Genomic DNA, 16286 nt, shown 5'->3' with positions numbered 1-16286 from the left:
AATAGCAATTCACCCAGCACCAATTGCCACTATGAAGAATGCGCGTTCCACAGGTACAGTGCGGTGCCGTACCTGGTCTACTACCGCCAGGTCGGTTCGCAAAGGAGAAATTATGCGTAGGCTCGCTGTCGGCATCATGTTCGCCGCAGCTACGATTCTGGGGGCATCAGCCTGCGGAACCGATGATCTCGCCGTTACCAAGGCAGCCGCGCAAGAGCGCGACGACGTACAGATGACGGCGCACCCGGCGCCGTTCGTGCCCAGTGTGCTGCACGACGGCTCGCCCGCCACCGCCGTGACGGTGATGGTCACCAACACGAGCCCGGACAAGGCGCTCGACGTGAACCCGCTGAACTTCTCGATCACCGATGCCGAGGGTATGAAGCACACCGTCGATCTCGGCTCGGCAGCTGATCAGCTTGCCGTCACCGAGCTGCAGCCCGGCGAGTCCGTGCAGGGTGTGATCGCGGCGGAGGGCGAGTTCGTCCCGGCGAAGGTGACGTTCTCCAAGATGCTCGGGGGGTCGCTGATCGTGGACGTCACTCCGGCCTGATCACGGCGGAAACGGATCACGGCGGAAACGCCGAAAGCGGCCGGGTGCTCGCGAGTATTCGCGAGCACCCGGCCGCTGGATTCACGCCGGAAGGTCTATTCCACGTCCTCGAGGACGAAGTCGTCCCATTCGGTGCCGTAGGTGTGATCGCCGAAGAAGTCCGCCTTCGATTCCGCGAACATGCCACCGTGACGGCGACCGACGCCGGGCGGGTACTCGGCCGCCGAGTCGGTCCAGGACGCGACGACAACGGCGGTATTGTCCGGATCCCGGATCAGGCGATAAGTGTTGTCCTGCGCGACGAATTCAACCGTTTCGCCAGCCTGAATGGAATTCGTCTGCGCCGTGACGCGGCGCTTGAAGGCACCGTCGATCACGGTCCAGATACCGGTGCTGCCGAACGCTGTCGACACAATGGCGATCACCATGTGCTGGAAGTCCTGCGCCGCCCGCACGATGATGCCGGAGCGCAAGGAGTTCGGTGCCGTCGCGGCGACCGCGCGCACGGAATGGTCATCACCGTGGGCATGCCCCGCGACGTACAGCGCGGCGCACTGGTTGCTCTGCCCGGCAGCGCTGTCTCCGGATCGGAACCGGCCGCCGGCGATGACCGGCACGACCGAGGTGTCGGCGGTGCCGTACCCCTTGGTCGCCCAGTTCGGTCCGAGCGAGCCGTCGGCGCGATCGAAGTCGTCCCGGTGGCTCGTCCGGATCAGTGCGCTGTCGGCGGCGAGCGTGCCGGCGACGGTCAGATCGGCATCCGCACGCACTCCGGACACGCGCAGCCGGGCCACGGAGTCCAAGTCGGCGAGCGACGACGGCCGGGGAGCCGCGAACAGCGTGCTCGGAGCGGAGAAGTCGGCGACAGCGACGAGCCGCTCGGTGGTCACGGTCAGCGCTCCCTCGGCGGACAGGCGTACTCGGCCGCCCGGCACCGTCTCGTGCACCAGCCCCGGCGGCAGTCGTGCGACGGTTGCGCCGGGTGGTGCCACCGTGCCGGACGAACGGCCCGGTGGCCGCCCCATCGTGACGGTGCGGCCGGGCAAGGTTTGTCGCTGGTATCGGTCGGCCACAGTGAACACCCCTCGATTCTCAGGTGACGGTGAACCGCGGCGTCACCGCGATGACGCCCGGTCCGCTCAGAGTGACCTCCGGAGTGAGCGGTGCGCCGTCCAGGAACTGGCCGCCGCTCGCGGCCGTCCACAGGCCGACGTGAGTGAATGTGCCCGCTGGAACATCGAACTCCGTAGCGGCCATGGACAGCACCCCGCCGGAACCGGACACCCAGGTTCCGGTACGGCGCGCGTACTCGCCGCCCGATACTTCGCCCTCGCCCGTGGACAAGGGGTCGTCGGTGTGCAGTGAGATGTACACCTCGGTACCGGTCGGACCGAGCGCCGCGTAGGCGTCGGCGAGCGCCTGGCGCGTGGTGTCGACGGAAATCGCCATGTGATTGCCTTTCTGGTTCAGTGGTATCGGTACACCGGACCGGCGTACCAGCACTGTGTGGTGTCGTCCGGGTAGTCGACATAGATGCGGAATCGCGCACCCGGCGAGGTGATCTGGTCGGTCTGCTCGGAGGTCACCGTCCACCGGACGCGGTCGGTGTCGACACTCGCCGGCCAGGTCGCGAGCTGGGTCGCCTCGGTCCGGTCGTAGATGACGAGCTTGACGGCGGTGCCCACCTCCAACCGGGAATCGGCGGGCAGCCGGATCTCGTGCAGGAGATCCTGTCCAGCGACCAGGATCAGCCGGTCGTGGATGGGGACGTTCCCGATGGTCATCGCGGGCCTCCCGGTTCGGTCGGCCGCTGGCCGGAGACGGTGTAGCCGCCCAGTGCCTGCAGCGCCAACCAGTGCGCGCCGTCGATCTGCTCGTCGGTGACCGGATCGAAGTGCAGGGTGAACGATCCGGGTGCGGCCATGACCGAGCGCGTTGCGCACGCGCCGGACGAGGTTGCGGGCACCACGTTCACCTCGGGCATCTGATGCGCGTAACCGCGTTGCACCCAGATCGTCACGAACGGTGCCGGAGCGCCATTGATAACCGGGACCGGGTCCAGCCGATAGCAGCGTGCCGGACCGGCGTACCCGCCGAGATCGGCGATATGCAGTGTCGCCGTTGCCATAGTCAATCCTCCTGAAAGAACTCGATGATCGTCACTGCCCCGGCAGCTCCGGGTGCGGCGGCGCCGCCCCCGCCGGCCGGGAATCCGCCGGGGAGACCGGCTGATCCACCGCCGCCGGACTGGCGGGCCTGCCACAGGGGCGGCCGGGCTCCGTCGGCCGCGACCATGCCGGAAGCACCGCCGACCGAGCCGGATCCGCCACCGCCGCCACCGCCCGCGAGCAGGCGCACCACGCCCGAGGTCACCGTCTCGCCCGGCTTGCCGGCGGCCCCGCCCTGCCCGCCGCGCATGAACGACAGCCCGCCGGAACCTCCATTCGCGCCGGACATTCCGCCCGCGGCCACCATGAGGGAGCCGCCGAACGACGACTCGCCGCCGTCGGCTCCGGCAGCTCCGCCGCCGCCAACCACGACGGCCGCGCTGTCCGGTAGCTCCAGTGCCGAAATCCGCCGGTGCGTATTCGTCACGGCCGCGCCGCCACCACCGCCGTGGTCGTCACCGCCACCGCCGCCACCGCCGCGAACAACGAGTTCGACGGCTTTCAATCCCGGTGGTTTGGTCCAGACGTCATTGGTCGTGAACACGAGCAACCGTGTCGTGGTGGCCATCAGGTGGTCCGTTCGATGACGTAGCAGATGCCGGTCGCACCCGCTCCGCCGGTCGTGGCGCCGTTGGTCGCACAGGCGCTGCCGCCGCCACCGCCGCCGGGAAATCCGCCCGAGCCGCCGCCGTAGTTGCCGCTATGTCCGCCACCGCCGCCACCACCGCCGGTGGCGACGATCTGCGACGGTGAGCGGCCCGCCCGGCCGGGATTGGCGGCCGCGCCGCCGGGTGAGATGCCACCGGCCGCGCCCGCCGTACCGGCCCACACGGGCGACCCACCCGAGCCGCCGCCCCCGCCGCCGCCGTACAGTGCGTAGGCCGACACCGACGGCGTCGGCGCGGTACCCCGCGAGTTGCCCACCCCGCCGCGACCACCGTTGCCGCCGGGAATCATCCCGACGCCGCCCTGCGCGACCGGTCCCGGCGACCCCCACTGGCCCCCTTGACCACCGCCGCCGAGCAACCACTCCCGATCGTCGCTGCCGACCTCCGGACCGAACAGCGAATCCGCGCCGCTCGCTCCATAGTTCCGGTCCTGACTCGCACCCGCGCCGCCGGATCCGATCTCGATGCGAATCGGCTTGAAGGTGCCGTCGTCGTTCGTCGCCAGCAGACTCGCCGGGATGGAGGTGTGCGTCTCGCCCCCACCCCCGCCACCGCCGCCGGACCGTACGCCCTCCACGAGGGCGTCGTAGCTGCCGGAACTGCCGCCGCCGCCCGCCCCGATGATGATCACCTCCACCGACAGGATGTCGGGCGAGGGCGTGTAACTCGAGTTGCGGGTGAATACGATCGCTCGACCCTGCAACACCAACTGCTCGAACGCGTTTCGCAGTTCGGTAATGGAGTTGGCGTGATCGTCGATGCGGTTGTTGTACGCGCCGTGCGCCACGCCCTGTGCACTCTCGAAGGACGACACCACGCCGCCCTTCATGATCGCCTTCGCGGATTCCTCGGTGAGGTTCTGGCCGTATCGGCCGCCGACGACGAAAGCGCCGTCGGGGGCTCCCTGCCCCGGAGTGGTCATGGTTCGCCCTCCGTGGACGCCTCGGCCTGTCCGACCACGGACCGCAGATTCGTCGTCTCCGCGACGCTGCGTGGCGTCGCGGGTTCCTCGATGCGGCCGAGCTGTTTGAGCTGGTTGATGACGTGCTCCTGCTCGTGCACGGTCATGGCCGACATATCCGGCAGCACAACCGGATCGGGCTCGACCTCGTCTATCGAGACCCAGCGAGCCGATCCGTTGAGCATGTGCTGCTGCCCGCGATGCGGGAGTTGCAGCTTCTTCTCCTGCAATTCCGGGTGATGCCGGAAACCACACTCGTACAAGTGTTTCGACATCACCCGGGCGATCGATTCCTGCAACAGCATGGGCTGAGTGCGCGACATCGGCACCTGCGCGAGCGCCCAGAGCAGATGCTGCGCGGGATCGCCCATATCGCATTGGTTTTGGGTAGGAAAGCGCACGACTACATGACTCCTAGATTTTGGGCGATGCCGAACAATTCCTGAATCTGCTCCAGCGCCTTGGCGACCGGGTCCTCCGGTTCACGCTGCCCGATGGTGATCGCCCACGTCGGCGCGGTATCGCGACTCCACGACAGGGTCGCCTCGGAGACGCGGTCGACGTAGATCTTGCCCTTGGGCGCGCCTTTGACCGTGGACCCGATCCGGTCGCCGACGTAGAAGTGCCCCTTGCCGCGCTGCCCGACCAACCACGGTGCGCCGTCGGCGATGTCGAGCCGGTGCGCGATCTGCTCACGGGTGGCCCACAGCTTGGCACGCAGGGTGATGATCGACGACAGCGTGTACGCCTGATCGGAGGCGCTGCCCAGACCCTCGTGGTAATGCGACCACCCGAGCTGCTGCGCTCGCGCGGGCGATTTCCACGCCATCCACGCCAGGATGGTGTCCTCGTACAGCGGTTGCAGTAGCGCGTCCGCCGCGCCGCCGACCGGGGGAATCCCGATCATGGCGGCAATCAGGTCGCCCGCCATCTGGATCGAGGCGCTGATCAACTCGTTCACACCGGGCATGCTGTGCCCGCCGGTCACCACCTGGACGTCGGTGGCGGGACGGCTGACGAAGCCGGAGGAGACGATGCCGTTGCGTTTGGTCTCCCGGTACACGATGCCGGGCGCGGACGGCATGGTGCCCTTCCATCCCGGCTGGTAGTACTCGTCGGGGAACGCGGGATCGTCGATGACATCGACGTTCTCGGTGTAGCCGTCGGAGGCGATATTGGTCACCGCCCGCACCAGTCCGGTGAAAAGGTTTCCCCCGAAGGAGGTTTCACTCGTCCACCCGGACTTGTCCTCGATGTCGATGACCAAGCAGCCGTGCCGCAGATTCGCACCGGGCCACGGCGGTTCGTCACCGTCGAGATAGCGCCGGAACGTCGGGGTCAGCTGCCCGTCGGCCAGAATGTTCTTGGCGACGGTGTGAAAATCCCTGAATCGCGAGTACACCACCGCGAAGGGCGAATTGTCGTCCTCGATCTTCAGTGGTTTGACCACCATCGACCAGGTGGACTGGTCGAAGTTGAACCACTGCGTGGGGTCCATGGGATCGTCGGGCAGCATCCACGCCGACGACTCCAACCGCATGATGTTCACCAGCAGCGTGAGTTTCAACGCCCACTTGGCCGGACCGAACATCAACCACAGGCGCGGGAACTGTACCTCGGCGGGCAGGAAGGGATTGCTCCAGCAGACAATATGCTTGAACTCCTCGTAGTCGTGCTTGAAGAGCACCCGCACCAGCGTCAAGCCCTCGGGATTCTTCTCGATCTCGTAGGACTCCATCCGCCCCGACCAGCGCACCCCGTCCTTGTCGACCGTGACGTGGATGTTCTTGTTCGGCCGACTGTCGTGATCGATGATCCAGCGCGACAGGTAGTAGTCCTCGGGCAGCTCGAGTTTGCCGATGCCGGTCTCGGCGTCCACCTCTTGGAAGGACGCCGAATAGGTGTGCGCGACCTGGCCGCGCAGTATCCAGTCGCCGTCCCAGAGCCGCACCAGCGGCGGCCGGGTCCGCGCCAGCCGGTTGGCCTCCAGCCGCGCCACGATGGCCGCGTACTCGCGGTCGAAGTCGATGGTCGCCACCGCATTCATCGCCGACACCTCATTCCAGCCCCCACGGCCGCGTCCACGGCCGCGGACAGCGCACCTGCACCCCGGCGCCCGCCGGAGCGCCGCTCACCACCACGGGCAGTTCGGTGTCCGGGGTGTAGGGCGGAATCGGGTAGAGGAACATCTTGCCGTTCATCCGCTGGTAGACGGCGGTGTCCAGCGACGAGTTGACCTGACCCTCCAGCCCCATCTCGTCGGTGTCCACGCGCACGTGTTCACCGTCGAGCAGCTCGGGCATGGCGATCATGCGGTCGGCGTCGGCGTCCGCCCGGTCGAAACGGTCGTCGCCGAACGAGAAGTCGGGCAGGGTCCAGCGAATTCCGCTGCTGCCCTGGATCATCCACTTCAGCCAGATCTCGGTGTCGGTCGGATTCGACACCACCACCGAACCCATCTCGGTGGACCCGTCGGTGGTGTCGGTGGCGGCCACGAACTCATCGGTGGCCTCGACCTCCAGCCAGCGCGGATAGGCCGCCGCCAGCGGCAGCAACACCAGACCGTACTGCTGGCCGTTCGGATCGAAACCGACCTTGAGCCGCGGATTCGACACCAGCTGCACGTCCAGCCAGCGCCGGGAATCGTCCACCTGCACCCACAGCTTGGAACGTTTCTCGTAGGAGAAGGCTTTGCGCAGGGCGGAATCGTTGTAGCGCCAGGGGTTCGCGGCGGTTTCGGTCACGTGGAAGGCGAGGGTGAAGTCGTACTTGTCCTCGCGAATACCACCGTAGGTGGCGCCGAGTTGGAAGGCGGTCGAGTTCCAGATCGTCGTCACCGGCGCGTCGTACAGTCCCGCGAACTCGGTGCCGTCGTTCTCCGAGGCCAGGTGCACGCCGCGGTCGCCCGCACCGGTACCGGCCACCGTGAACCACTCGCCGTTGTGGCCCTCCACCTCGATCAATGCTTCATTCATGGTTCATCCTTCGAATCGAAAGGAACGTCGTCATCGGCGCACGAACCCCAGCGAACGTTCCTTCTGAATGAGGTTCAGCTCCCGTCGCAACTCCGCGGCCGTCATCCCGGTGTGCAGGTTCTCGATGGTGAGCGAGTTGTCGGTCGTGCCGCCGGGCTGCGCGAGTTCCGACAGCTGCGACCACTGCTGCGGGTTGAACACCGGCTCCGGTTTACCGGTCTTGTTCTCCACCAGGGACAGGCCCGGCTGCAACCAGCCGCCATTGTCGTAGCGGCTCGGAACCAGGTACTTCAGGAACGAATTCGCGAGCCTGCCGGGAAGGTCGAGGAACTGCTCCGGACCACGATTCGGGTCGTAGATGATCGGAGCGTCCAGTCCCGCCGGAGTGCGGCCGTTCTCCGCTTCCCACTCCGCCTGCTCGGTCCGATAGTCGTTGAAATCGGTGACCGACTGATTCCATGCGGCGGCGGCCTTGAACAACGGGGTTTCGTCGAGGCTCGGCGCTCCGAAGACGTTCCGGATATCGCTCAGCTGCCCATCGACGAACGAGTCTCCGGCGTTCTGGAAGTTCGAGACGATATCGTCGAACAGAGCGGCCTCGCGCTGCTGTGCCGGGGAGAGGTCGCTATCACCGGAATCGACGTTCTGGTTGGGTGATTCGCCTCCGGTCGTCGGCGGCTGCGACGCGGGACTCTGCTCGCTGACGGTGTCGAAGACGAAATGGGCGTGGTTGGTGTACGCCGGGGCGTTCGCACCGACCGCGGTACCGCCGTACTGTCCATTGCCGGACTTGCCGCCCATCTCGAAGTTCACGCCGTTCGGCAAGGTCGCCGAGGTGTGGCCGCCGTACGGGCCGCCGGTGAACCAGCCGATCCGCAGGCTGCCGGAGGGGCCGAGCCCGGACTCGAATCCGCGCTGGGCGAGCGCTTCGGCCTGATTGCCCGTCCAGAATCGGGTATCGAACGGAGGCCGTCCGGCAACGTAGTTCGCGAGGGCCGACACCGCACCGGAACAGTCGCCCCAGTTGGTTCCGCCCCATTCGTAGGGCTTGCCGTCCACCTGCTTGGCGAGTTCGATCAGGCCGCTCTTGGTGACGAAGCCGCCGGTGGCGTAGCCGGGGACGGCACCGTTGTTGATCGCTTCCAGCAGTGGGCGGTTGCGTCGGGTGGAGGCGGCGTTGATGACGAATTCGCCGTTGGAGAGGCGGGCCAGGATGGAGTCACTGGTGCCGGTGCCGGGGCCGGAAATATAGCCGCCGGAGGCTTTGCCCCCCACCCAAGGCAGCGCATTTGTCGCGTCGAGCGCATTCGCAGCGCCCTCGAGCGCGCTCGCAAGCGGTCCTGGGATCTCGATGGAGTTCCACAAGTCCGAGATCTTGTTGATGATCTCCTCGATCGTCGTGCGAAGACCTTCGAACCACCCTTTTCCGGTCTCGATCGCGTTCTTGATCGTGTCCCAACCGGTTTGGAACGCGGTCTGGAAGGTGTCCCATGCAGGCTTGATGTATTCCTCCCACATCGACCGGAAGGCAGCGCCGACGGTGTGCAGGGCCGCCTGAAACCCATCCCAGACCGGCTTGATCCCATTCCACACGGAGGAGATGCGTTCGCCGATGAGCCCGATCACGGGCTGCACGACCGTCTCCCACAGCCAGTTCAGCACCGCGCCCACCATCTCGAGCGCGGCGGTAAAGGCATTCCAGATCGGCTGCACGTAGTAGTTCCACCACAGCGAGATCGCCTCGGCGATGAGGCCGATCACCGGCTGCACCACCGATTCCCACAGCCAATTCAGCACCCCGCCCACCACCTCGAGCGCGGCGGTGAAAGCACTCCAAATCGGCTGCACGTAACCGTTCCACCACAGTTGGAACGCCGCGCCAATGAGCGCGAACACCGGCTGCACGACCTCGGTCCACAGCCAGTTCAGCATCTCCCCGACCCTGCCCAGCGCGCCCAGGAATCCGTTCCAGATCGGTTGGATGAACTCCCACGCGGTGGCCATGGCCGACTGAATGCCGGACCACACCGTCGCCCAGATCTGCTTTCCGCTCTCGGTCTGGGTGAAGAACCAGGTCAGCGCCCCGACCACCGCTGTGATGGCGGTGAGGATCAGGCCCAGTGGATTCGCCCGCAAGGCGGTGTTGAATGCCCGTGCCGCGACCGCAGCGCCCTTCTTCGCGGTCGCCCATACCGTCGTGGCCTTGGCCGAAGCCGTGGTCGCCAGGGTCATGGCTTTGGTTCCGGCTGCGGCGGCCATGGCCCGGGTCTTCACGGCGAGCAGCCTGGGATCGAGCTTGCCCAGACTGCCCGCAAGATTCGCTCCCTGGTCGAAAGCACCCTTCAGCGCATTGTTCAGCGTTCCCCGAACACTGCCGAAGGCATTGTCGACGACGCCCTTGATGGTGCCGGTGGCCTCGGCGAACACGCTCTCCAGTGCGGTGTTCACCGTGCCCTGCGCCGAGGCGAACGCGTCAAGCAGGACACCATTCACCGCCTCCTGCGTAGAACCGAACACCGCGTCCATCGCGGTGTTCAAGGCCTCGGGTGAGGAGCCGAAAACGCTCGCCCACGCACCGTTCACGGTGTCGGAAGCAGTGCCGAACACCCCCTCCAGGGCGCTGTTCACCGTGTCGTGTGTTTGGTCGAACGCATCGTTCAGAGTGTTGTTCGCCGTCTCCGAAACACCACCGAACGCGGCGTCCAGCGCCGTGTCCACGGCTGTGGAGGCGTCGGCGAACACCGCGTCCAGCGCCGTGTTCAGGGCACCGGCGGTCGGTTCGAAGGCGGCGTCGACTGCGGCGCTCAGCCGCTGTGGCGCCGTCACGAACGCGGCGTCCAGCGCGCTGTTCACCGCCCCGGGAGCCGCGTGGAAGGCGTCGGCGACCGCCGTCCGCACCGCAGCCGGCGCCGACTGGAAGACATCGCGCACGGCATCGGCCACCTGCTGCGGCGATGCGCCGAGCAGTCCGTCCACGGCACCGGCCAGCGCGCTCTGCGGCCCATCCGTCATCAAACCCACGAGGGCACCGTTCAATGAATCCGAAGCCCTGGCAAAGGCGGCGTTCAGCGCGGTGTCGAGCACGGCCGGGGCGGACTCGAACACGCTCAGCAGCGCGTCGTCGACCGCCCCCGAGGCCCTCGAGAACGCACCCTCCAGGGCAGTGTTCACCGCGCCTTCGGCGGAGGCGAACGTATTGAGCAACAGCGAGTTCACCGCTTCGGGAGACGAACCGAAAGCCCGTTCCCACCCGTCGTTCACCGCGCCGCTGGCACCAGCGAATACCTGGTGGATGGCGTTGTTCACCGTGGGAGACGCCGTATTGAAAGCATTCTCGAAGGCGGTGTTCACCGCGTCCGACGTGCCGTCGAACGCGTCGTCCAATGCCGAGTGCACGACACCGGACGCACCGTTGAAGCTCTGTCGCAGAGCGGCGTTCAGCGCCCCCGGAGCCGAAGCGAACAGCTGGTCCATGCCCCTGTCCACCGCACCTGACGCCTCATCGAACGCCATTGTCAGCGCTCGTTCCAAGGTGACCGCGACGTCGATGCCGAAGTCACGTACTGCTTCGATGGCCATGACACCTCTGTTCAGTTCGTGGGTCCGCCCCGAGATTCACGGGGTGACGGGCCGAGCAGACCGAATACTGCTCGGATTCGAGTGATTACGCCGACGTCGCCTGCTCCGGTGACGCCGGTTCGCGGGCCCGGACGGCGGCCAGCCTGGCCCGTACCTGGTCCATGGGGATCGCCGTGCCGCGTACCCGTCGTTTGGTCTTGTCCTCCACCCCCGGGCGCGGGTACGGCGAGGGACGGTTGCGGTTGCGACTGCCGTCCTTGGTCTTGCTCCACAGGAGCAGGTTCGCCACATCCACCAGATCGGCCAGCAGATGCTCGACCTGCCCCCACCGGTACCGATCGGGATGCATGGCCCGGAACAGGGCGCTGTCGGAGGAGGATTCGCGAATCAGGACGGCGAAATCGCGCCAGGTGAAACGGTTCGAGCCGACGTCGCGCAAGCGGACACCGGCTCGGATGAGATCGGCTTCGACAGCCTCCCCGTGCTGTTCGTACAGCTCTAGGAGGCTGAGGATTCCCCCAGTTCGACCGCCGACTCGCGCTGCCAGGCGGTCATCACCTCACGCACCTCGGCTTGGCTCATCGCGTCGATCACCGTCAGATCCTTCGCGCTGCACACTCCTTCGATGAGCCCGAAGAACTGCTCGGTCTCACCCTCCTTGCGGAGCTTGCGGATCACGCCGAACGGAATGTTGTCGAAGCGCGGCAGGGTGATCTTCTTGCCGTTGCGGGCGGTGTAGGTGAACTTCTCCATCATGGGACCGGACCTTTCGATGCATCGTTGTGATTGAAAAGATTGGGGGACCGGGCTTTTCGAGGCCCGCCCGGTGAGGGCAGGCCCGGTCCATGGGTCGATGTGACCTCACCGGGCGGTACGGGTGCTACGAGTCGCGCGTGGGCGCGACCGTCAGGCGGCGGTCTTGTTGATGAACTCGTAGATGTTGTTGCCGCTGGCGTCCTCGAAGCACTCCATGGTGACCGTGTACATGATCGCGTCGGTGTGCACCTTCACGATGTCCTCGACGGCGGTGATCTGGCCGTCCGGAATGTAGGTCCGGATGGAGCCGACCGCGTCGTCGACGGTGTCGATGACCCACGAATTGTGCGGCAGCGCCTTCTTGTTCTTCTCGACGGTGATGGCGCCGGTGGTGCCGTCGACGGTGACATTGTCATCGCCGAACACCGCCTTGAGCACATCGGCATTGGTCGACTCGAGGAAGGCGAACTTCAGGGTCGCGGTGTAGTCGGTCTGCAGGACCTTCACCGTGGAGCCGCCGAAAGCCTTCTTCTTCTCGGTCTCTCGGGTATTCGACTCGGTGAAGCCCTCTTCGCCGATGTAACCGCAGTCGACGAACGCGGCGTCCAGCGCATCGGTGGCGCTGGTCGGACCCGCGGTGGCGAGCGGTGCGCGCAGCACCGCTCCGGTCGCCTTCGGCATGGCCGCGTAGACGTTGTTGACAGTGCTTGCCATAGTTGTGCCCCTTTCAGGCATTGTGGACCGGGCCTGAGAACTGTGTGGAAATGGCGCGGAGCCCTATCGGGCTTGCCCGCGCACCAGGAAGGAGAGGGTGAACTGGTAGTTCGGGCGATAGGGATCGGGCTCGGGCAACCGATCCGAAGGCCGGTCGACCGCCACCACGTCACGGACGCTCGGCATCGATGGATCGTGCCGCGCACCGCGCAGGATCGCGAAACACAACTCGGCCAAGTCCGCCGCATCGGCACTGGTCGCGTCCGTGCATTGGACGGTGACGAATCGCGACGCCAGCGCCCGCCCGGTGTCCTCACCCCAGAAGCTGGTGAGCCTGATCAGTCGGGCGGGCGGGTCCGCGGGTGCTGTTCGCGCAATGGGGGTGTTGTCACCGCGATCGGCCAGCTGCGCCGAAAGATACGTCTCGACAAGCGATTCGATATCGGGAAAGACTACGATCTCGACCACTGACTACCTCCTTTCTCATTGAGTAACTCCGGTCCCGAGAACGATCTGAAATTCACAGAACCTCCGGTATCGCGAACCGGACGAAAACAGCATCCCAAGAGCCGAGAGTCATTCGAATTACGGCTTGCGGCGTCGAAAGACTTGGAAGTCGAGACAGGCCTGCCGCGTGGTTGATCCCGAACGCCATTGGCCGACAGGTGCTTTCGGTCGCACTGCGATAGGCTCGCAGGAGCCTCCGGTTCCTGGTGACCGAGTAGGCCGGAACCGGCTCCATCGGTTCCTCATGTGCACACGAGGAGGAGAACACCCATGACCACTGCCCGTCGTCTCACGACAGCGCTAGTTGTCACCGCGGCCACCGCTATCGCCGCATGCGGAACCGACTCCGGCCAAGAAACAGCGACAGCTACCGAGTCAACAAGCGCGACGCCGTCAGCATCAACAACCGAAACGGCCACGGAGAACACCGATCCAGCCGCCCCAGCGACCTTCGAAACAATCACCGAGCGCGAACTGAAACTCATCGCGAAGAACCCCGGCGACCACACGGACCGGGCAATCATCGTGTACGGCAGGGTCCTCCAAACACTGACACCCAGCACCGGCGATGTCGACATTTCCCAGCTACTCTGCGGCGCTTCTCCGGATCCAAATACGTGGGATACTCGGATAATGATCGGCACTAACAGCGACCGACTGAAGAATATCGTGGAGGGCGATGTCGTGCGCGCGCAAATTAGGTCGACTGGTCAGACTTCCAGTTACACGAGTGCCTTGGGGAAGATATCAAACCCTGCGTTCTGGGTGTTCGACATCAGCCTTCTCGACAGTTGAGGCCACAATGCCTCCGAAGTTCTCGTCACCGAACGGGAACTGAAACTCATCGCGAAGAACCCTGCGGATCATAAGGACCGCGCGATTATCGTGTACGGGAGGGTCACACAGACGATGAAGGACGAGATAAATGGTGCTGATATCGCTCAGCTGCTTTGTGGCACGTCACCGGATTCGGCTACTTGGGATACACAGGTAATGATCGGTACTGAGAGCGATGTGCTGAAGAACATCGTGGAAGACGATCGAGTGCGTGCGGAGCTGAGGTCGACCGGTCGAACCTCCAGTTATACGAGCGCTATCGGCGAGATATCGAACCCTTCGTTCTGGGTCAGCGGAATCAGCCTGCTGGACAGCTGAGACCGATGTCGCATGCGGCCACCGAATTACATACAACCGAATTCGGTCGGCCGCCCGGTTCAGTCACGTCGTGACAACGTCGGATACGAAATCCATGCTGACTCCTTGGTTCGGTGATCGCCGCACATCCTCTTACAACGAAACCCCCGAATCCAGTAGCGGATCGAGGGCTTCTCACATGCGGTACGGCGTGCGATCGTAATCGCTTGCTTAAGAGATGATTTCCCGACATTTTCGGGATGAGGGCGCAGCTCTGGCGCTGCACATAGTCTCACCTAAGCCGCGGATATTGTCAACACCCAACGTCGAGAAACACCAAAACCGCAGGTAGACACCGGTCCATCGACTCACCCGCCCGCGCAGCCCACCGCCACCGCACCCTTGGCCTAACGACGCCGCTCGGCACCGCACCCACCGAAACAGCCACGCCGACAAGCGTTCCGAGTACCTCCGCGATACGGTCACAGGGCCGGGGCCACCACCCGGAGACCGGAACCGGTTCGCCCGGTTCCGAATGCTCATGCAAGGAGGACAATGCCCATGCCCGCCGCCCGCCGCCTCACCGCCGCAGTCACCATCGCCGCCGCCACCGCCGGACTCACCGCATGCGGCTCCGAAACCACCACGGACACGACGACAGCCACGACATCGACCACCGCCGTGGAGGTACCCGCAGACACTGAAACAGCGCCGAGTGGAGCCGACACCGCACCGATCGCTTTCGAAACGATCACCGAACGCGACCTGAAACTGATCGCGAAGAACCCCGCCGACCACAAAGATCGCGCGATCGTCGTCTATGGACGAGTTGAGCAGTCCATGAAGGACGAGGCCGAGGACGACATCATTCGAGTTGTTGGCGGGGCCACTCCAGACCCCACGACGTGGGATGTCGACCTCATGTTGGGTACCAGAGGCGACGAGCTGAGGAATATCGTGGAAGACGACGAGTTCCGTGCGGAGGTGACAACGACCGGCGAAACCCTAACCTATACGAGCATTGTCGGAATCGAGTTCACGAATCCGGCGTTCATCGTGCGCGGCATCAGCTTGCTGGAAAGCTGAACCGGACAGCTCCTAACCCGATGCGGATAGCATCCCCCATCGGACAGCGCCCCGACAGTATCGTTCGCCTCGTTGGTCGGTGACGAATCACGACACCAGTGCACGCCCGGCCGTCTGTCACCGCCATAGGCCAGCCGTGGCGAAAGATACTTCACGGTAAACGATTCGAAACTCGGAACGCTACGATCTCAACCATTGACTGCCTCCTTTTCTCATCGAGTACCTGCAGACTGGACAACGATCCGATATTCACAGAACCTCCGGTACGGCGGATCTGCTGGAAACGAAACTTCTCGGGCCGAGAGTTATTCGAACTGCGGCCGACTGCAACGCAAGACGGGAGGCCATAGGCATGTCCGCTGCGTACTTGTGCCGAAATCCCGGTGCCAACAGGCACTTTCGGCCGCCCCGCGATAGGGTCGCGGGGGCCTCCGGTTCCCGGTGACCCGCTAGGCCGGAACCGGCTTCATCGGTTCCGCATGTGCACGCGAGGAGGAGAACATCCATGACCGCAGTCCGCCGTCTCACAGTGGCGCTAGCCATCGCCGCCACCACCGGTGTCGCCGCCTGTGGGACCGACTCCGGCCAAAAAGCGGCAACAGCCAACGAACCGACGACAACGATCTCAGCATCGATCTCAGCATCAAAGACAACCGAACCGGCCACGCCGATGACCGAGCCGACCGCCCCGACCACTTTCGAAACGATCACAGACCGCGAACTGAAACTCATCGCGAAGACCCCAGCCGACCACAAGGACCGCGCGATCGTCGTCTACGGGCGGGTGGCCGAGACGCTGAGAGACCCCGACCTGGGAGCGGAACTCGCTCGGCTCGTCTGCGGCGCAACGCCGGACCAAGCCACGTGGGAGACCGAGATCATGATCGGTACCACGGAGGACCAGCTGCGGGATGTCGTCGAGGGCGATGAGGTACGCGTCGAGGTCACGTCAACGGGTCGACGGGCCACCTACACGAGTGTCCTCGGCGTGGAGATGTCGAACCCTTCGTTCTGGGTCAGCGGAATCAGCCTGTTGGACAGCTGAGGCCGCTGTAAAATGCGGCCACTGACTTCCGCATAACCGGATTTCAGGTGGCCGCCCGATTCGGTCATGTTGTGACAGCGGCGGATACGAAATCCATGGCGGCTCCTTGGTTCGGTGATCGCCGCACATGCCCTTACAAC

19 protein-coding genes are annotated in these 16286 nt (G+C 65.1%); 5 read left to right on the top strand and 14 right to left on the bottom strand.

Annotated elements, in window-relative coordinates:
- Positions 1 to 136: 136 nt before the first annotated feature.
- A complete protein-coding gene (locus QMO76_RS32825; RefSeq protein WP_306365252.1) occupies positions 137 to 553 on the top strand; it encodes a DUF4352 domain-containing protein in 417 nt (138 codons plus the stop codon).
- 95 nt (positions 554 to 648) lie between these two features.
- Here the strand turns inward: QMO76_RS32825 and QMO76_RS32820 are convergent, their stop codons facing one another.
- From QMO76_RS32820 to QMO76_RS32755, 14 genes are all read right to left on the bottom strand, one after another.
- Entirely contained in the window at positions 649 to 1635 is a 987-nt protein-coding gene (locus QMO76_RS32820) for a hypothetical protein (RefSeq protein WP_306365251.1), read from the bottom strand.
- 10 nt (positions 1636 to 1645) lie between these two features.
- Positions 1646 to 2002 (bottom strand): hypothetical protein, encoded by a 357-nt coding sequence (locus tag QMO76_RS32815; RefSeq protein ID WP_306365250.1) that lies wholly within the window; start codon positions 2000 to 2002, stop codon positions 1646 to 1648.
- A gap of 17 nt (positions 2003 to 2019) precedes the next feature.
- On the bottom strand, positions 2020 to 2337 hold the full coding sequence (locus QMO76_RS32810) for a hypothetical protein (RefSeq protein ID WP_306365249.1): 318 nt from the start codon (positions 2335 to 2337) through the stop codon (positions 2020 to 2022).
- Positions 2334 to 2681 carry a hypothetical protein gene (locus QMO76_RS32805; protein ID WP_306365248.1) on the bottom strand — a complete coding sequence of 116 codons (348 nt, stop codon included), beginning with the start codon at positions 2679 to 2681 and terminating at the stop codon, positions 2334 to 2336. The genes QMO76_RS32810 and QMO76_RS32805 overlap by 4 nt, the downstream gene beginning before the upstream one ends.
- Positions 2682 to 2683: 2 nt before the next feature.
- On the bottom strand, positions 2684 to 3289 hold the full coding sequence (locus tag QMO76_RS32800) for a hypothetical protein (protein WP_306365247.1): 606 nt from the start codon (positions 3287 to 3289) through the stop codon (positions 2684 to 2686).
- On the bottom strand, positions 3289 to 4311 hold the full coding sequence (locus QMO76_RS32795; protein ID WP_306365246.1) for a hypothetical protein: 1023 nt from the start codon (positions 4309 to 4311) through the stop codon (positions 3289 to 3291). Before QMO76_RS32795 ends, QMO76_RS32800 begins: the two co-directional genes overlap by 1 nt.
- Positions 4308 to 4751 carry a DUF2744 domain-containing protein gene (locus QMO76_RS32790; RefSeq protein WP_306365245.1) on the bottom strand — a complete coding sequence of 148 codons (444 nt, stop codon included), beginning with the start codon at positions 4749 to 4751 and terminating at the stop codon, positions 4308 to 4310. Before QMO76_RS32790 ends, QMO76_RS32795 begins: the two co-directional genes overlap by 4 nt.
- Before the next feature lie 2 nt (positions 4752 to 4753).
- Positions 4754 to 6397 (bottom strand): phage tail protein, encoded by a 1644-nt coding sequence (locus tag QMO76_RS32785; protein WP_306365244.1) that lies wholly within the window; start codon positions 6395 to 6397, stop codon positions 4754 to 4756.
- Positions 6398 to 6407: 10 nt separating this feature from the next.
- Positions 6408 to 7325, bottom strand: a complete 918-nt coding sequence (locus QMO76_RS32780) for a phage tail protein (protein WP_306365243.1) — start codon at positions 7323 to 7325, stop codon at positions 6408 to 6410.
- Positions 7326 to 7355: 30 nt separating this feature from the next.
- Positions 7356 to 10904 (bottom strand): hypothetical protein, encoded by a 3549-nt coding sequence (locus QMO76_RS32775; protein ID WP_306365242.1) that lies wholly within the window; start codon positions 10902 to 10904, stop codon positions 7356 to 7358.
- Positions 10905 to 10989: 85 nt separating this feature from the next.
- Positions 10990 to 11343, bottom strand: coding sequence for a DUF5361 domain-containing protein (locus QMO76_RS32770; protein WP_306365241.1), 354 nt, complete (start codon positions 11341 to 11343; stop codon positions 10990 to 10992).
- Between the two features lie 59 nt (positions 11344 to 11402).
- Positions 11403 to 11660, bottom strand: coding sequence for a hypothetical protein (locus QMO76_RS32765; protein WP_282778314.1), 258 nt, complete (start codon positions 11658 to 11660; stop codon positions 11403 to 11405).
- Positions 11661 to 11810: 150 nt separating this feature from the next.
- Positions 11811 to 12374, bottom strand: a complete 564-nt coding sequence (locus QMO76_RS32760) for a hypothetical protein (RefSeq protein ID WP_306365240.1) — start codon at positions 12372 to 12374, stop codon at positions 11811 to 11813.
- Positions 12375 to 12437: 63 nt separating this feature from the next.
- A complete protein-coding gene (locus tag QMO76_RS32755) occupies positions 12438 to 12842 on the bottom strand; it encodes a hypothetical protein (protein WP_306365239.1) in 405 nt (134 codons plus the stop codon).
- A 309-nt stretch (positions 12843 to 13151) separates the two neighbouring features.
- On the opposite strand from QMO76_RS32755, the gene QMO76_RS32750 reads away from it, so the two are divergent.
- From QMO76_RS32750 to QMO76_RS32735, 4 genes are all read left to right on the top strand, one after another.
- Positions 13152 to 13676, top strand: coding sequence for a hypothetical protein (locus QMO76_RS32750; protein ID WP_306365238.1), 525 nt, complete (start codon positions 13152 to 13154; stop codon positions 13674 to 13676).
- A gap of 114 nt (positions 13677 to 13790) precedes the next feature.
- Positions 13791 to 14036 carry a hypothetical protein gene (locus tag QMO76_RS32745; RefSeq protein ID WP_306365237.1) on the top strand — a complete coding sequence of 82 codons (246 nt, stop codon included), beginning with the start codon at positions 13791 to 13793 and terminating at the stop codon, positions 14034 to 14036.
- A 534-nt stretch (positions 14037 to 14570) separates the two neighbouring features.
- Complete coding sequence (locus QMO76_RS32740; protein ID WP_306365236.1) at positions 14571 to 15101, top strand: hypothetical protein; 531 nt, start codon at positions 14571 to 14573, stop codon at positions 15099 to 15101.
- 505 nt (positions 15102 to 15606) lie between these two features.
- The gene (locus QMO76_RS32735; protein ID WP_306365235.1) at positions 15607 to 16146 is read left to right on the top strand and encodes a hypothetical protein; all 540 of its coding nucleotides are present in this window, start codon (positions 15607 to 15609) and stop codon (positions 16144 to 16146) included.
- Positions 16147 to 16286 lie beyond the last annotated feature (140 nt).

It is taken from the genome of Nocardia sp. CC227C (genome assembly GCF_030767025.1).
Taxonomy (GTDB): Bacteria; Actinomycetota; Actinomycetes; order Mycobacteriales; family Mycobacteriaceae; genus Nocardia.
Note: the sequence above shows the minus strand (reverse complement) of the source record. Positions and strands in the feature narration are given on the sequence as shown.